This is a genomic window from Kribbella sp. NPDC026596 (assembly GCF_040638415.1).
Taxonomy (GTDB): Bacteria; Actinomycetota; Actinomycetes; order Propionibacteriales; family Kribbellaceae; genus Kribbella.
In genome coordinates this window covers 22,124-35,093 of record NZ_JBEZYF010000005.1, presented here as the reverse complement: position 1 = coordinate 35,093, position 12,970 = coordinate 22,124, and the positions used below count along the sequence as shown (strand labels likewise).

Sequence of the window (12,970 nt, the reverse complement as noted above, 5' to 3'; positions counted from 1 at the left end):
TGCAGATGCGCAACCCTGAGCGCCCGAGAAACGCCCGCATCGCCGAGGGTGCGATGGCCGGCACCACCGGCGAGCTTTCGGTGCTTTTCGACCGCCCGACCACGTCGCTCTCTGACGCGGTCGCGCAGGCCCTCATGTAGTCGGCTCGACGTTGTCGCGGTTGCTGCGAAGGCCGGAGTGATCGACATCTCCTACAACGCCATCGGCGTTGCGCAGCAGGGCATGCAGGGGATCCCTCTCACCGAACTCTCGGTGGAGAGCTTCTCACTACCGATCGCCACCTACACGCGGGCACACTTCGTGACCGCGAGAGCGGCGGCCCGTCGGATGATCGAGCAGCGGTCCGGAGTGATCCTGATGCATACGCCGGAGCCGGCCCGCTTGGGCGGAGCGCTGCTTGGAGGCATGAGCCCGGCCTGGGCGGCACTCGAAGCGCTGAATCGCGCCCATTCGGCTGAGTGTGCGGAGTAGGGCGTTCGCGCGGTCTGTCTGCGTACGACGGGGATGGAGGAGACCGGGACGATCGATGTCGTCTTCGGCCTTCACGCCAAGGCGCGGGGGATCACGCAGGAAGAGTTCGTCACCATGATTTCCGGTGTGACACAGAGAAAGCGCGCGACAACGCTGACGGAATTCGCCGACGTGGCCGCCTTCGTCGCCTCCGATCGAGCAGCCGCGATGACCGGCACCGTCGCCAACCTGACCGGCGGGATCGTCGACTAGTTCGGCCTGATGGGCCTTGCGCACCTCGTGACGAACAGCTCTCGCTGATGAAGGAAACAGACTTGTGCATGAAGTTGGAAGACCGCAGCGGTCGGGTGGAGTAGGCGTGGCACCGCGCCGCGCTGACAGCGTCGTCATCTTCGGTGTGACCGGAGATCTGGTGTCGAAGAAGATCTTCCCTGCTCTGTATGAGCTCGCCCGCCGTGATCGTTTGGACGGGCCGGTGGTCGGTGTCGGTCGGACTGCGTGGAGCACCGACGAACTGATCGCCGCCGCCCGCGGATCGGTCCTCCGGGCGAAAGGGCCACGCGTGGCCGAGCCGTCGTGGAGAAGCCGTTCGGGAGCGACGTTGCTTCCGCCCGGAGCCTCGACGCCTCTCTGAGGGATGCCTTCGGCAACGACCGGATCTTCCGGATCGACCACTACCTGGGCAAGGAGTCGGTCGAAGGGATCCAGACACTGCGTTTCTACAACCAACTATTCGAGCCGCTGTGGAACCGCCACCATATCTCCAAGATCGAGCTGACCCTCGCCGAGCAGTCCGGCACCGAGGGCCGAGCTGGGTTCTACGACGGCGTCGGGGCCATCCGTGACGTCCTCCAGAACCACATGATGCAGATCGTCGCCTAGCTGGCGATGAGCGTCCGCGCAGCAACCAGCCAGAAGCGGTGCACAATGCGCAGGCGGATCTGCTGCGACAGGTTCGGGCGCTGTCGGTGGAGCGCACCGTGCGCGGGCAGTACCACGGCTACCTCGCGGAGCGCGGCGTCGACGACAACTCGACCACCGAGACCTACGTCGCCACTGAACTCAGCATTGACTCAGACCGCTGGCGCGGCGTGCCCTTCCGGCTCCGGACCGGGAAACGCCTGCCTGTGAACGCGGTCGAGGTGGTCGTCGAGTTCCGGCGCCCGACAGCCTTCATGGCGGCCGGCGGGGCAACGCGGCAGCCCGAACCCAACCTTGTTCGGTTCCGGCTCGGTCGCAGCGACGGCGTGACTATCTCTATCCAGGCAAAGGAACCAGGCAGCGGGCCTGCCAGCCGACCAGTCGACCTCGCGGTCGACTTCGACGGCGTGCTCGGTCACCGCCAAGAGGCATACGAACGCCTGCTCGACGACGTCCTCGACGGCAGTCAGCAGCGATTCGCCAGCCAGCAGACCATCGAACAGGAGTGGCGCATCGTCGCCCCGATCCTCGACCTGGACGCGGCGCCCCTGCCCTACGAGCCTCGCAGCTGGGGTCCCGGATCCGTGGTCGGTGGGCCTGACGGGACGTGGCACCTGGTTGGCCCGACCGAGACAGCCTCCTACCACATGGCAGCGCCACCGATAGACGAACGGGCCGTCTGACGCAGACCGCGGCCAGCGAACGTCAGCTTGGAGACCAGGGGCACGACTCGGTAGCCAACTTCTTACGGGTCATCGCTTTCCGGGACTCGCGACGTTACCGACTCGTCCATACCAGTGCCAATGGTCAGCCTGCGTTCGGCTGCTACCTCGAAGACAGCCATTCTCCGATCGCGCACGGCATCCTCGCTGGCTTCGGCCTCCCTCGCACACTCGACATCGAGCCGGGCTGACTGGTTCTCGCCTTGGGGCACAGTCGGCACGCGCACATCTCCTCTGCCCTGCGACAGATCACAAGGCACTCCGTGCGGGCGGCGTACCGCTAGTGCCCGCCGTCGTAGCGGGCGCGTGATTCGGCGACGTACTCGCGGTGATTGTCCGCCCACACGATCAAACCGCTGACCTGGTCGGACAGCGTCTCGCCGATGGCGGTCAGGGCGTAGTCGACCCGAGGCGGCGAGGTTGGCGTGACGGTGCGGTCGACCAGACCGTCGCGTTCGAGGCTGCGAAGGGTCAAGGTGAGCATCCGCTGGGAGATGCCGTCGACAGCGCGTTGGAGCTCGGAGTATCGCTTGGGTCCGCTGCCCAGCAGATCCATCACCAGGACGCTCCACTTGTCGCCGACGCGGTCGAGCACGTCGCGCAACTGACAGGTGGGATGGCTCGCCCCGATCGGCTCGCGCACATCGATGTTCGGTACGCGGTCCAAAGTGCCTTCTTCCGCCATACCGGCAGTGTCCCGCAACCTTGAGGCACGCACAAGAAGTAACCAGCACACCGAAAGGCCTGTGTCTGATGACAGTCGATCTCGCAACTCCTTCACTACGGCCCGGCCCACGGCCGGTCACCACCGGACGGGAGATACCGCACGATCAGCTCGACCAGTTCTCACCCCCGGGCATCAGGGCGGCTCTGATCGAGGAGGGGCGGGCGCTGCCGGGCGTCTTTACCGGTGCGAGCCAGGTGTCGGAGCCGTCGTCGTTCGCTCTGCGGCTCGTTCGTCCTTCGGGCCCGTGGGAGGCGTTCCTGCATCCGAGCACGGACGAATTCGGGCACATCCACCGCGTGGGATTCATGCATCTGACCGTGCCGATCGAGCTGATCGCACCATTGCGGGCAGCAGGTTGGATCGAGCCGCATCCGATCAGTCTGCGACCGGAATGGCCGGACACGATCGTGATGCTCTACGCCCCGCGGAACGAAGAAGAGCTCGCGCTCGCGACCGCAGTGCTGCGGGCGTCGTGGCAGCAAGCGTCGGCGGATTCGGTGTCACTCACCTCCAAGGGCAAGGAGTAGGACTGATGCGTGCAGTGGCATTCCTGGAGTTCGGTGCGGAACCGATGCTCACCGAGCTGCCGACTCCTGAAACGGGACCAGGTGAGGTGCTCGTCGACGTACGGGCCTCATCGATCAACGGATTCGATCTCGGCGTACTCGGCGGCTATCTCAAGGGCGTATATGAGTACGAGTTCCCGGTGGTGCTTGGCAAGGATTTCGCCGGAGTCGTCGCTGCCACCGGCGAAGGGGTGACCAGCCTAGGGGTGGGCGATCGGGTGTTCGGAGTGGTGATGAGGCGGACGCTCGGACAGGGTGGGTTAGCGGAGTACGTCGTCATTGATTCGGCGTACGGATTGGCTCCGATGCCGGAGGAGCTCGATTACGCCCGGGCGGGCGCGCTTGGCTTGGCCGGTACGGCGGCGCTCAACGCCGTCGATGCCATCGATCCCCAGCTAGGGGAGACCGTTCTGATCTCGGGCGCGACCGGCGGCGTCGGCGCGTACGCGATCCAGCTCACCGCGGCCCGTGGTGCGTCTGTCATAGCGACGGCCGAGAAGGGGCCACAGGCGGCCTTCGTCACTGCGCTGGGCGCCACATGGGCAGTAGACCCGGCGGACCTCGTCGCACAGGTTGGCGCAGTCGCGCCGAACGGCGTACATGCCGCGTTGCACCTGGCCGGCGATGGCGATGCTGTGGCAGGACTGGTCAACCCGGGCGGTCGGCTGGCTTCGACGCTTCACTTCCAGCCAGAAGGCCTGGACCTCAAGAGCACGACCGTGATGGCCGATCCAAGCCCGGAGACGCTGACCAGCCTGGCGAGTGCGGTCGTCGAAGGACGGCTGCGAGTTCCGGTCGCGCACGCGTATCCGCTGGCCGACAGCGTCAGCGCACTCGCCGCCTTCGCGTCAGGGGCCGTCGGCAAACTGGCCGTTACGATCTGAATAGTCAGTGCGGCTCACCGCCGCCGTGATTGCCCGGCGAGCTGCCCTGAGGTGCAGGCAGCTGACGTCGCCCACCGATCACTGGGAAATCGCCGGATTACGGGCGGCTCTCAACGGGCGCAGCGGGTTCGGGAATGCCCGCCGACCAACGGCGATACTGCCCGGGAGTGACGCCGTACTCGCGCTTGAACGCGGCCGCGTAAGCGATCTCCGAGGTGTATCCGGCGCCCAGGGCAACAATCCGCAGGGGTGCGTCGGATTCTCGAAGCACTCGCGCGGAGGTCGTCATCCGCCACCAGGTCAGATAGGTGAGTGGGGGTTGCCCGATCAGTGCCGTGAACCGGCGGGCGAAGGACGCCCGGGACAAGCCCGCCAGGGCGCCGAGTTCTTCGACCGTCCACGGATGGGTCGGGTCGTCGTGAATGCCGGTCAGCGCAGCCACTATCGCCGGATCGTTGAGCGCTGCGGCCCAGCCGGTTGCATCATCGCGGTGAGGAACCTGCTCAAACCATGCCCGCAAGATGTAGACCAGCAGCATGTCGAGCACCGCTGGAACGACGGCGCCGACCCCGGGGAGCGGTCGTTCGAGCTCGCTGCCCAGTAGGTCGATGGCAACGCGCAGAGATGTGTAGCGCCCGACCTGCGCTGGCAGATGAACTACCTGCGGGACCTCCGACAGCAGTGGGTGGCTCCTTGTCTCATCCAGCATGTAGGCGCCACAAAGCACAATTGCACCAGCGCCCGGACCCTCGGTACTTACCTTGCGGTACGGCACATCTCCGTGGCTCAGGGCAAGCTTGATTTCCGTCAGTGGGGTGGCGGGGCTATCGGCCAGCCCATGAGCGATTCGCCGTGTACGAAGGCGACGTCGCCGGCGCCGAGCGCGATCGGAGCGACGTCGCCTGGAGGGATGAGCCAGCACGAGCCTTGGAGCACGACATGGAAGCCGCCTCCCTGGCTCGACGCGAAGTGCATGCCCCAGGGACCGCGCAGCCGGTAGTGGGTCGCGTGCGGCCTGCCGGTGCGCATCCCGCTACCGTCGTGCCCACGGGCGCTGCCGGGCGGCAGCGCGTTCGAGCTGCTCGCCGATGCCACGGCTGCCGTGGTTCGGTCAGTGCCAACCGACTGACGCTCGTCGCCGGCGCTGACGGGGCAAAGCCGCATCATCACGAACTCTCGGACGAGCTGTTCTATGTTCTGGACGGAACAATGGAGTTCCTGCTCGGAGCCGAGCTGGTCACCGTTGCAGCAGGCGGACTGCTCGTCGTACCGCCGAAGATGCTCCACGCGTTCGGGGCCGCGCCTGGCTCGTCAGCCGACGTCTTGGTCGTGATCGCGCCGGGAGTCGAACGCTTCGGCTACTTCCGGCAGTTGCAGCTCATTGCGGCCGGGCTTGCAGCGCCCGACAGTCTGCTCGCAGAGCAGCAGCGGTTTGACGTCCACTACGCACCGGACCAGGGCTGGTGCCGTGCTCAGTCATGACTCAGCCAGCCTCGGATCCGGAAGGAAGCGAAGGATGATCAAGCTCGGGAACCGCCCGCGGCGCCCGGTCGGCGGACCTCCGCCAAGGCACCATCTCGCACTGATGATCTGGATCGCCGTCTTTCCGACGATGACGGCGTTGCAGTTCCTGGCCGGCGGCTTGCTTCGAGACATTCCGGTGGTCTAACAAACATCCTCGTGACGATCACCGTGCCGATCGTCGTCTTCTTTCTCCTGCCAGTACTGCAGAAGCTTCGTGCCCGCTTGCTGGTCAATGGCTGATCGGTTCCGGCGCCACGCCTCGGGCGCGACGGTTGGTCGGTACGACGCGCTTGCAGCCAAACGAACGGTAGAGCAGGTGTTCGACGTACTGGAGTTGTCATGTCAGTGGACCGCGAGAGGGTCCGATTAGCCCGCGGAGAAATGTCGACTGCGCAGCTGCCAGCTGACGGCCCAACCGGTGACCTCTGGTGATGCTGTCGTCCAGGCAACTCACTCGCGCCCCAACGGCTTACATTCCGGCTTGCACCTGGCCGGGGACGGCGACGTGGTGGCGGGACTGATCAGCCCGAGCGGGCCGCTCGCATCGATGCTCCACTTCCAGCCTAGGGCCTTGATCTCAAGAGTACTTCCTCGGTCGCCGACTGACACGACCCGGCGAAGGTGCAGCCCGACTTGCCGACGAGTCTCCCCGGCTCAGTCGGCTGCCATCAGCTTCTCTGTGGACGTCACGCCGGCGTCGGCGCATTTGTGCAGGAAGCCGGCGATCAGTTCGAGCTCTTCGTCGGTGTAGCCGGCGCAGATGGCGTCGACGGCGCCGTTCATCCCGCGGTACTGGCGGTAGACCTCAGCCGTACGGTCCTTGACGATGCGGATCGTCACGCTGCGGCGATCGGCCTGATCTCGGTCTCGGACGATCCACCCACCGCGCTCGAGCCGGTCGAGGATCCCTGTCATGGTGGCGGGGTGAATCCCGGCCCGCCGAGCGAGCGTGCTCGGCGTCAGGGCGCCATCCCTGGCCAGCACGTCCAAGCAGTCGAGCTCGGCATCCTTGAGTGCGAGACGGTAGCCGACCTGATGATTCAGTAACGCCAGCTGAACGCGCAGGTCCCGCAACGCAGTCCTGATCATGGTGTTGCGCGACTTCGTCCTCGGCTTCCGGGCTTCCATATTTCCGCTCTCATATCATCTGACTCGGATATCAAGTGCCAATCCGCCACCTTATCGTAGGCTTACTCTGGGTGTGCGAACTCCCTGATCAGCCGGGCGAGATCCCCCGGCTGGTCCAGGGGGATGAGTGTGTAGCTGTCCTCGACCGTGGTGAAGCGTGCCTGGGGCAGCTGAAAGGCCAGACGGCGGCCGTGATCGAGCGGCATGACGCGGTCGTCGGCCGCCCAGACGACGAGCGCGGGCCGGTCGAAGTGGGCGAGTTCCTCGGCCGTCTTCTCCAGGAGGCTGGTGTCGGCGAACACCGCCCGGATCATTCGCACCGTTTCCCGGCGGATCTCGGGCTGCTCCAGCAAGGGCCTGATCCATCCGGCAGTGGTGGCATCGCCGCGCTTGGTCAGCGTTCCGAAGGCCAGCGCCGTACGCCGGACGGCCCGGAGTCGCAGCTGCTGCATGAACAGGCCGAACAGTGCGGGTGGCAGCTTGCCGGCGAATGCGAGGACCCTCCCGGTCAGACCAGGTGGAAGGTTGTCGAACGCCTCGCAGGACGCGAGCACGACCCGGCCCACTCGCTTGGCGTCCTCGCGCATGACGAGCTGGGCGAGTGCGCCGCCGGTGTCGTTGCCTACGAGTACGACGTCGTGCAGATCCATCCGCTCGAGGAGCTCCGAGATCAGCCCGGCGATTCCCGGAAGCGACAGGTCGGCGCCGGAGCTCATCGGACGACGGTGTGCCCCGAGGGGCAGCGTGGGGGCGATGCAGCGGTGATCGGCCGCCAGGTCGGTGATCACGGCATCCCAGAGTGACGCGTCCATCAGCAGTCCGTGCAGCAACACGACAACAGGTCCTTCGCCGCCGCTGTCGGAGTACTGCACGGTCCCCATGGACAGTTCGATGTCGTTCACGCTCGCCATCCCGTCGCTGGAAGTGTCGCGATCATCAGAGTTGCCGGAGAGATCGCGGCGTAATACGATTCTCATATTATATGAGCAACGTATGTTGGAGCAAGGGTATGAAGCTGACGATCTTCGCGGCTACCGGTGTGGTATCGGACGACAGCTGTTCGAGCAAGCTGTTGCCGCGGGCCACGAGGTCACCGCGGTCGCGCGCCACCCCGAGAACCTTCCGGTGCACCCGGCGAACGTGAGCGTGGTGACTGCGGATCTGTCCACGCCCGATCTGACGGTCCTCGCCGGCGCGGTCAACGGAGCCGACGCGGTGTTGTCGGGGCTCGGCCCACGCAACCCGAGAACAGAGGCGGGCATCACGTCGCGGGGGACCGGGCCATGGGCCGATGAGTTCATCTACGTCCTCGAGGGCGAGCTCGCCGTCGATTTCGACGGCGAGGCCTATGCCGCGACCAGCGGAATGGCCGTGTTGCTGCCCCATGGCGTACCGCATGCGCTTGCTCCTTGCGCTGGGAGCCCGCCACGGGTTCTGCAGATCTCATCCCCCGGTGGCTGGGAGTGCTACGTCGAGGACCTGATCGAGGCCGGCCCGACGGTGGTGACCGACGGCAAGCTCGACCCGGCCAAGATCAACCCGATCGCGGCGCGGTACGACATCACCTACAAGGAGGAATCGAAGGTCTGACTGTCGAGGATGGTCAAGCCAAGCAGGCAGGTGCGACCGTTGACACGTACCGGCAGGCACCAGCGAACGCGCGTTCGCGCAACACTGTCGACCTCCCGCCGGTCATCCCAGGTCGGCGGAGCGCAGGCTGTGCCGGTCCAGCCAAGCCGAAATGGCCGCCGCGATCGCCTCTGGTTGATCCTCGGGTGTGTGATGGCCCCCGGCTCCGCACTTTTCGACCTCGAGATCAGCCATGTTGGTGACACACCAGTCGATCAGGACCTCGGGAACTCGTAGCTGCATTGGCCCGGTCCCGACAGTCATATAGTATGAAGTTCATACGATATGAAACACGAAGAATTGAGGCTGTCATGATCGTGGTTACGGGAGCGACCGGTACTGTCGGGCGCCCACTGGTTGCGCTGCTGAAGGATCGGGGCGTCGCGGTCCGCGCTGTCGCCAGGTCCGCCGATCCGGGGATGGTGCCCGGCGTCGACGTTCACCGGGCCGATCTCGCCCGGCCGGACGAGACCGCGCTTGCACTGGCCGGGGCCGATGCCCTGTTCGTGCATCCGCGCGCGGTCGGCGAGAGTGCAGCCGAACTGGTAAGGATTGCCGCCGAGAAGGGGGTGCGGCGGGTGGTGGTGTTGTCGGCGATCAATGTCGATGATGATCCGGCGTACCAGCCGTCGCGGTTCAACGGCGATCGCAACAAGGAGGTCGAGGACGCCGTCGTCGGCAGTGGGTTGCCGTGGGTGGCGGTGCGGGCCAGTTCGTTCGCTGCCAACGCCATCGGCATGTTCGGTGCCCAGGCGCGCGCCGGTGATGTCGTACGGGCGTCGTACGCGAAGTTCGCGGAAGCGCCTATCGACGAGTCGGACCTGGCCGCGGTGATCGCCCGCGCACTGGTCGACGACAGCCTGGACGGCCGCCGGATCCCGGTGACCGGTCCGCAGTCGGTGACGCACGAGGAGATGGTTGCCGTCATCGGCGAGGTGATCGGCCGGCCGCTGCGTTTCGAGGAGGTCCCCGCGGAATTGGCCGCCCGCGGCCTGATTGCCCGTGGTCTGCCGGAACCTTTCGTCAACGCGCTGATGGCCAGGTACGAGCGGGACACCGGCAAGCCTGCACCCGTGACCGACGAGGTGGAGCGGATGCTGGACCGCCCGGCTCGTAGTTTCGCCCAGTGGGTCGAGGATCACGCGGATGCTTTCCAGGCGGTGGCGTCATGACCATCGACTTCCGCCGTACGCCGGATGCCAGGTTCGAAGGGCTCCTCGACTATCCGTTCGGACCCCATTACCTGAACATCGATGCCGGTGACGGTACTCAGCTCCGCGTGCACTACCTCGACGAGCGGCCGGATCCGGCCAACGCGTCCGGCGAGACGGTGCTGCTGCTACACGGCGAGCCGACGTGGAGCTACCTCTACCGCCACGTCATCCCGCCTTTGGTCGCGGCCGGACACCGCTGTATCGCCCCCGACCTGGTCGGCTTCGGCAAGTCGGACAAGCCCGCCGACCGGTTCGACTACACCTACCAGTCCCATGTGGACTGGCTCCGTCAGGTCGTCTTCGACCGGCTCGACCTGTCCGACGTGACGATGGTTTGTCACGACTGGGGTGGGCTGTTGGGCCTGCGCCTGCTGGGCGAACACCCCGACAGGTTCCGGCGTGTGGTCGCAACGAGCACGTCGATGCCGACCGGGGACCGGGAGCCGAGCGGGCCGTTGTCCATCTGGCTGCAGATCAGCCAGCGGTCGAACCCGTTCGTTGCGAGCCAGGTCGTCGACCGCGGTACGGTCGGCGAGCTCGCGCCCGAGGTGCGGGAGGCTTACGACGCGCCGTTCCCCGACGAGAGCTACTTGCAGGGTGCCCGGCAGTTCCCGCTGCTCATCCCGCTCACGCCGTACGACGAGGCGACCGTACCGAATCGCAAAGCATGGTCGGTACTGCGGACATTGTCGATCCCGTTCCTGTATGCGCACGCCGATCACGACTTCGGTGTCGGTGAGGGGAGAGCGACGCTGCGCGAGGCAGTTCCCGGCGCGCAGGAGATCGTCCTCTCGAACGCCGGTCATTTCGTGCTGGAGGACAGCGGGCCCGAGTTCGCCGCAGAGGTGGAGACGTTCATCCGCTCGTCCATGGCAACGGCGACGGACCCGTCATGAGGGCCGTACGGTCGGTGAGTCTGCTGTTCACGGGACTGTTCGCCGGATTCCTGCTCGGGGTGCTCGTGCTGGAGAACTCGCTACGGGCCTACAACGGCTCGGTCTACACGCAGGTGCGGAAGGTCGAGCTCGACTCGCTCGACACGCTGGCCTCCGCCACCTTGATCCCCGCACTGGTCTCAACTCTGATCGTTGCCGCGCTGACCATCCGGGCGAGAGGCAACGATCGGTGGCTGCTCGTGGCCGCATTCACCCTACTGCTGGTCGTATTCGTCACGTCACTGGCGATCAACCTGCCGATCAACGCCGACCAGGCCGACTGGTCGGTGCAGGCCCCACCGTCGGACTGGGCCGACGTACGTGACCGCTGGCAAGTCGCTCACGTCATCCGCACCGTCTCCGCGGTACTGGCGTTCTGCTCGCTGATCGTCGCCAGCGTCAGCCGCACTGCGCCGATTGCCTACACCGCCCGCGAAACTGGCGGCGCGCTCACCGGCACATCTCACCACTAGCCCTCATCGGAGCCGTTCATGCGTTTCGTCCGTGTCGCCTTGGGCCCGCTGTTCGCTGTCCTTGGCGGTACGCCGGCGGCTACTGAGACTTCAACGCTCTCGCCATGAGATCGCGGACAGGTCGAGGAGCGGTTGGCAGCAGACCTGCCAGGTCGCTGTGGTGGGCCTCGAGCATGCCCGCATTCGCGTTGGACAGCAGTGACAGGGCGTGGGTGAGTTGGTACGGCTCCAGGCCGCTGTCCGCGAGTGCCTTCCGGGTATCAAGGAGGGAAACCGGCTGGTACCCGACCAGACGGCCGAGAGCGGTGGCGAGCAACTCTGCGAGGTCGTCGCCACCGATCGCGTCGAGGCCTTCGAGCTCGTATGTCTTTCCAGCATGCCGGCTGTGGCGACCTGCCGTCAGGTCGCGCTGCACCTCGACGGCCACTCGTACGGCGACGTCGGCGAGGTCTTCTCTGGCCACGACCGACACGCGACCGGAGCCCAGCGCTGCGGCGAAGACGCCGGTCGCGGCCGCTGATTCGGTTCCTGAGGCGGCAATCCCGGCGAGTAGCTCGGCGTACAGACCGTTCCGCAGAATTGTGACGTCGAACGGAGCGGCGGCCAATCGAGCTTCTGTCCAGCGGTGTGGTAGCGCAATCGTCATCAGTTCGCCCGACCTGGCGAGGCTGGTGTAGATGACGTGCCGTACGCCGGCCGCGGCTGCCGCCTCGACCACGGCGTCGTGGCGAGTGAGAACTACGTCGTCCTCCGCGTATCCAGCTGAGACGAACACCAGGACATCTGCATCTTCGAAGCCCTGGGACAGGGTGGACGGGTCGTCGAAGTCGATGTGCCGGCGGGTGACTCCGTCGCCCGAGCGGGTCCCTCCGGCTACGTCGATGTCCTCGACGGCGGACAGCCCGTCCAGGACCAAGCCACCGAGACCGCCCGAAACACCGGTCACGAGAATCATTCAGACACTCCTTGCGTTGGTTTGGTTTGTCAGCAGGTCCGAGCATCGGCGCACAACGCGCTCACGAGAAGGAGGCACTTTCATGTCAGTCACGAACACGGCGGTAAGTTCCCAGGTCATGGCCGGTGTCCCCGCCGGGCCGTGTGGCGAGGACGACTGCGGGATCCGGGATATGCTCGACCGGCTCGGTGACAGGTGGACCGTGCTCGTGATCGTCGAGTTGTCGAAGGGGGTCCGGAGATTCAGCGCGTTGCATCGAGCCGTTCCGCGGATCTCCCAGCGGATGTTGACGTTGACGACGAAACGACTGTGCCGCGACGGCCTGGTCGAGCGGATCGCGTATCCGACGATCCCGCCACAGGTCGACTACCGCTTGACACCGATGGGGCGCAGCCTCGCTGCCACCATCTACGGCTTGGCGGATTGGTCACGTGAGCACAAGGCCGCCATCGAGGTCTCTCGTGGCCGCTGGGATGTCGAGCATCCGGCGGCCGCGGCTCGCGGCTGACCGCGTTGCGGATTCCGCGATGTCACGCCGCGGACCGGGGCCAGGGTCGCGGCCGGCGGATAAGATGTTGCGTGGACGCCGTACGACCTGAGGAACAGTTTTTATGAGTTCAGTATCTTCTGGCGGCGGGGCGCGGCGGGCGGGTCTCCATCCCGCGACCATGACCGGCGTACTTGATCGTCTGCAGTGCGGCGGCTGAATCGTCCGCGAACGGGAGCCGGAGGTACTGACCGGCGCGCCGTGACCGTGCGGGCGCTGCGCGACCGGAACGCCGAGGTCTTTCAGCTCTACGCGGGGATGAACACCACGATGG

At 66.0% G+C, this 12,970-nt stretch carries 19 protein-coding genes and 2 pseudogenes; 15 read left to right on the top strand and 6 right to left on the bottom strand.

Annotated elements, in window-relative coordinates; translation table 11 throughout:
* The first annotated feature begins 5 nt into the window (after positions 1-5).
* The 6 genes and pseudogenes from AB0E63_RS05435 to AB0E63_RS05410 form a co-directional block, all read left to right on the top strand.
* On the top strand, positions 6-140 hold the full coding sequence (locus tag AB0E63_RS05435; RefSeq protein ID WP_360362265.1) for a hypothetical protein: 135 nt from the start codon (positions 6-8) through the stop codon (positions 138-140).
* Positions 112-471: an SDR family oxidoreductase gene (locus AB0E63_RS05430; RefSeq protein ID WP_360362253.1), complete on the top strand. Its 360-nt coding sequence runs from the start codon at positions 112-114 to the stop codon at positions 469-471. The genes AB0E63_RS05435 and AB0E63_RS05430 overlap by 29 nt, the downstream gene beginning before the upstream one ends.
* Before the next feature lie 33 nt (positions 472-504).
* Positions 505-723 (top strand): hypothetical protein, encoded by a 219-nt coding sequence (locus tag AB0E63_RS05425; protein ID WP_360361753.1) that lies wholly within the window; start codon positions 505-507, stop codon positions 721-723.
* 64 nt (positions 724-787) lie between these two features.
* Complete coding sequence (locus AB0E63_RS05420; RefSeq protein ID WP_360361750.1) at positions 788-1,105, top strand: hypothetical protein; 318 nt, start codon at positions 788-790, stop codon at positions 1,103-1,105.
* Positions 1,006-1,353 carry a hypothetical protein gene (locus AB0E63_RS05415; RefSeq protein WP_360362251.1) on the top strand — a complete coding sequence of 116 codons (348 nt, stop codon included), beginning with the start codon at positions 1,006-1,008 and terminating at the stop codon, positions 1,351-1,353. The genes AB0E63_RS05420 and AB0E63_RS05415 overlap by 100 nt, the downstream gene beginning before the upstream one ends.
* A 20-nt stretch (positions 1,354-1,373) precedes the next feature.
* A pseudogene (locus AB0E63_RS05410) lies at positions 1,374-2,075 on the top strand (hypothetical protein); the annotation flags it as partial.
* A 319-nt stretch (positions 2,076-2,394) separates the two neighbouring features.
* On the opposite strand, the gene AB0E63_RS05405 reads toward AB0E63_RS05410, so the two are convergent.
* Positions 2,395-2,799, bottom strand: coding sequence for a helix-turn-helix domain-containing protein (locus AB0E63_RS05405; RefSeq protein WP_360361747.1), 405 nt, complete (start codon positions 2,797-2,799; stop codon positions 2,395-2,397).
* A gap of 68 nt (positions 2,800-2,867) precedes the next feature.
* Here AB0E63_RS05405 and AB0E63_RS05400 point away from each other — a divergent pair, with 68 nt between their 5' ends.
* Both AB0E63_RS05400 and AB0E63_RS05395 read left to right on the top strand, forming a co-directional pair.
* On the top strand, positions 2,868-3,368 hold the full coding sequence (locus tag AB0E63_RS05400) for a luciferase family protein (RefSeq protein WP_360361744.1): 501 nt from the start codon (positions 2,868-2,870) through the stop codon (positions 3,366-3,368).
* 5 nt (positions 3,369-3,373) lie between these two features.
* Positions 3,374-4,291 carry an NADP-dependent oxidoreductase gene (locus AB0E63_RS05395; protein ID WP_360361741.1) on the top strand — a complete coding sequence of 306 codons (918 nt, stop codon included), beginning with the start codon at positions 3,374-3,376 and terminating at the stop codon, positions 4,289-4,291.
* Between the two features lie 97 nt (positions 4,292-4,388).
* Here the strand turns inward: AB0E63_RS05395 and AB0E63_RS05390 are convergent, their stop codons facing one another.
* Complete coding sequence (locus AB0E63_RS05390) at positions 4,389-4,829, bottom strand: AraC family transcriptional regulator (protein WP_360362248.1); 441 nt, start codon at positions 4,827-4,829, stop codon at positions 4,389-4,391.
* 24 nt (positions 4,830-4,853) lie between these two features.
* Positions 4,854-5,266: pseudogene (locus tag AB0E63_RS05385) on the bottom strand (cupin domain-containing protein); the annotation flags it as partial.
* Here AB0E63_RS05385 and AB0E63_RS05380 point away from each other — a divergent pair.
* Both AB0E63_RS05380 and AB0E63_RS05375 read left to right on the top strand, forming a co-directional pair.
* Complete coding sequence (locus tag AB0E63_RS05380) at positions 5,231-5,773, top strand: cupin domain-containing protein (protein WP_360361738.1); 543 nt, start codon at positions 5,231-5,233, stop codon at positions 5,771-5,773. The pseudogene AB0E63_RS05385 and the gene AB0E63_RS05380 sit on opposite strands and share 36 nt — an antisense overlap.
* Positions 5,774-5,807: 34 nt before the next feature.
* Positions 5,808-5,960 (top strand): hypothetical protein, encoded by a 153-nt coding sequence (locus tag AB0E63_RS05375; RefSeq protein ID WP_360361735.1) that lies wholly within the window; start codon positions 5,808-5,810, stop codon positions 5,958-5,960.
* 509 nt (positions 5,961-6,469) lie between these two features.
* On the opposite strand, the gene AB0E63_RS05370 is transcribed toward AB0E63_RS05375, so the two are convergent.
* Complete coding sequence (locus tag AB0E63_RS05370; RefSeq protein WP_360361732.1) at positions 6,470-6,943, bottom strand: MarR family transcriptional regulator; 474 nt, start codon at positions 6,941-6,943, stop codon at positions 6,470-6,472.
* A 62-nt stretch (positions 6,944-7,005) separates the two neighbouring features.
* The gene (locus AB0E63_RS05365) at positions 7,006-7,845 is read right to left on the bottom strand and encodes an alpha/beta hydrolase (RefSeq protein WP_360361729.1); all 840 of its coding nucleotides are present in this window, start codon (positions 7,843-7,845) and stop codon (positions 7,006-7,008) included.
* Between AB0E63_RS05365 and AB0E63_RS05360 the strand changes: the two genes are divergently transcribed.
* The 4 genes from AB0E63_RS05360 (at position 7,835) to AB0E63_RS05345 (ending at position 11,194) form a co-directional block, all read left to right on the top strand.
* Complete coding sequence (locus AB0E63_RS05360) at positions 7,835-8,533, top strand: NAD(P)H-binding protein (RefSeq protein ID WP_360361726.1); 699 nt, start codon at positions 7,835-7,837, stop codon at positions 8,531-8,533. The genes AB0E63_RS05365 and AB0E63_RS05360 overlap by 11 nt on opposite strands.
* Before the next feature lie 350 nt (positions 8,534-8,883).
* The gene (locus AB0E63_RS05355; protein WP_360361723.1) at positions 8,884-9,744 is read left to right on the top strand and encodes an NAD(P)H-binding protein; all 861 of its coding nucleotides are present in this window, start codon (positions 8,884-8,886) and stop codon (positions 9,742-9,744) included.
* Positions 9,741-10,682: a haloalkane dehalogenase gene (locus AB0E63_RS05350; RefSeq protein WP_360361720.1), complete on the top strand. Its 942-nt coding sequence runs from the start codon at positions 9,741-9,743 to the stop codon at positions 10,680-10,682. Before AB0E63_RS05355 ends, AB0E63_RS05350 begins: the two co-directional genes overlap by 4 nt.
* On the top strand, positions 10,679-11,194 hold the full coding sequence (locus tag AB0E63_RS05345; protein WP_360361717.1) for a DUF1772 domain-containing protein: 516 nt from the start codon (positions 10,679-10,681) through the stop codon (positions 11,192-11,194). Before AB0E63_RS05350 ends, AB0E63_RS05345 begins: the two co-directional genes overlap by 4 nt.
* Before the next feature lie 79 nt (positions 11,195-11,273).
* On the opposite strand, the gene AB0E63_RS05340 is transcribed toward AB0E63_RS05345, so the two are convergent.
* Positions 11,274-12,149: an NAD(P)H-binding protein gene (locus AB0E63_RS05340; RefSeq protein ID WP_360361714.1), complete on the bottom strand. Its 876-nt coding sequence runs from the start codon at positions 12,147-12,149 to the stop codon at positions 11,274-11,276.
* A 118-nt stretch (positions 12,150-12,267) separates the two neighbouring features.
* Here AB0E63_RS05340 and AB0E63_RS05335 point away from each other — a divergent pair, with 118 nt between their 5' ends.
* A complete protein-coding gene (locus AB0E63_RS05335) occupies positions 12,268-12,657 on the top strand; it encodes a helix-turn-helix domain-containing protein (RefSeq protein ID WP_360361712.1) in 390 nt (129 codons plus the stop codon).
* The last annotated feature ends 313 nt before the right edge of the window (positions 12,658-12,970 follow it).

Coding starts and splice junctions, on each gene's coding strand:
- AB0E63_RS05345 (WP_360361717.1), top strand. CDS start 10,679: ATGAGGGCCGTACGGTCGGTGAGTCTGCTGTTCACGGGACTGTTCGCC.
- AB0E63_RS05400 (WP_360361744.1), top strand. CDS start 2,868: ATGACAGTCGATCTCGCAACTCCTTCACTACGGCCCGGCCCACGGCCG.
- AB0E63_RS05360 (WP_360361726.1), top strand. CDS start 7,835: ATGTCGTTCACGCTCGCCATCCCGTCGCTGGAAGTGTCGCGATCATCA.
- AB0E63_RS05435 (WP_360362265.1), top strand. CDS start 6: ATGCGCAACCCTGAGCGCCCGAGAAACGCCCGCATCGCCGAGGGTGCG.
- AB0E63_RS05405 (WP_360361747.1), bottom strand. CDS start 2,799: ATGGCGGAAGAAGGCACTTTGGACCGCGTACCGAACATCGATGTGCGC.
- AB0E63_RS05355 (WP_360361723.1), top strand. CDS start 8,884: ATGATCGTGGTTACGGGAGCGACCGGTACTGTCGGGCGCCCACTGGTT.
- AB0E63_RS05370 (WP_360361732.1), bottom strand. CDS start 6,943: ATGGAAGCCCGGAAGCCGAGGACGAAGTCGCGCAACACCATGATCAGG.
- AB0E63_RS05335 (WP_360361712.1), top strand. CDS start 12,268: ATGGCCGGTGTCCCCGCCGGGCCGTGTGGCGAGGACGACTGCGGGATC.
- AB0E63_RS05340 (WP_360361714.1), bottom strand. CDS start 12,149: ATGATTCTCGTGACCGGTGTTTCGGGCGGTCTCGGTGGCTTGGTCCTG.
- AB0E63_RS05390 (WP_360362248.1), bottom strand. CDS start 4,829: ATGCTGCTGGTCTACATCTTGCGGGCATGGTTTGAGCAGGTTCCTCAC.
- AB0E63_RS05375 (WP_360361735.1), top strand. CDS start 5,808: ATGATCAAGCTCGGGAACCGCCCGCGGCGCCCGGTCGGCGGACCTCCG.
- AB0E63_RS05425 (WP_360361753.1), top strand. CDS start 505: ATGGAGGAGACCGGGACGATCGATGTCGTCTTCGGCCTTCACGCCAAG.
- AB0E63_RS05395 (WP_360361741.1), top strand. CDS start 3,374: ATGCGTGCAGTGGCATTCCTGGAGTTCGGTGCGGAACCGATGCTCACC.
- AB0E63_RS05350 (WP_360361720.1), top strand. CDS start 9,741: ATGACCATCGACTTCCGCCGTACGCCGGATGCCAGGTTCGAAGGGCTC.
- AB0E63_RS05380 (WP_360361738.1), top strand. CDS start 5,231: ATGGAAGCCGCCTCCCTGGCTCGACGCGAAGTGCATGCCCCAGGGACC.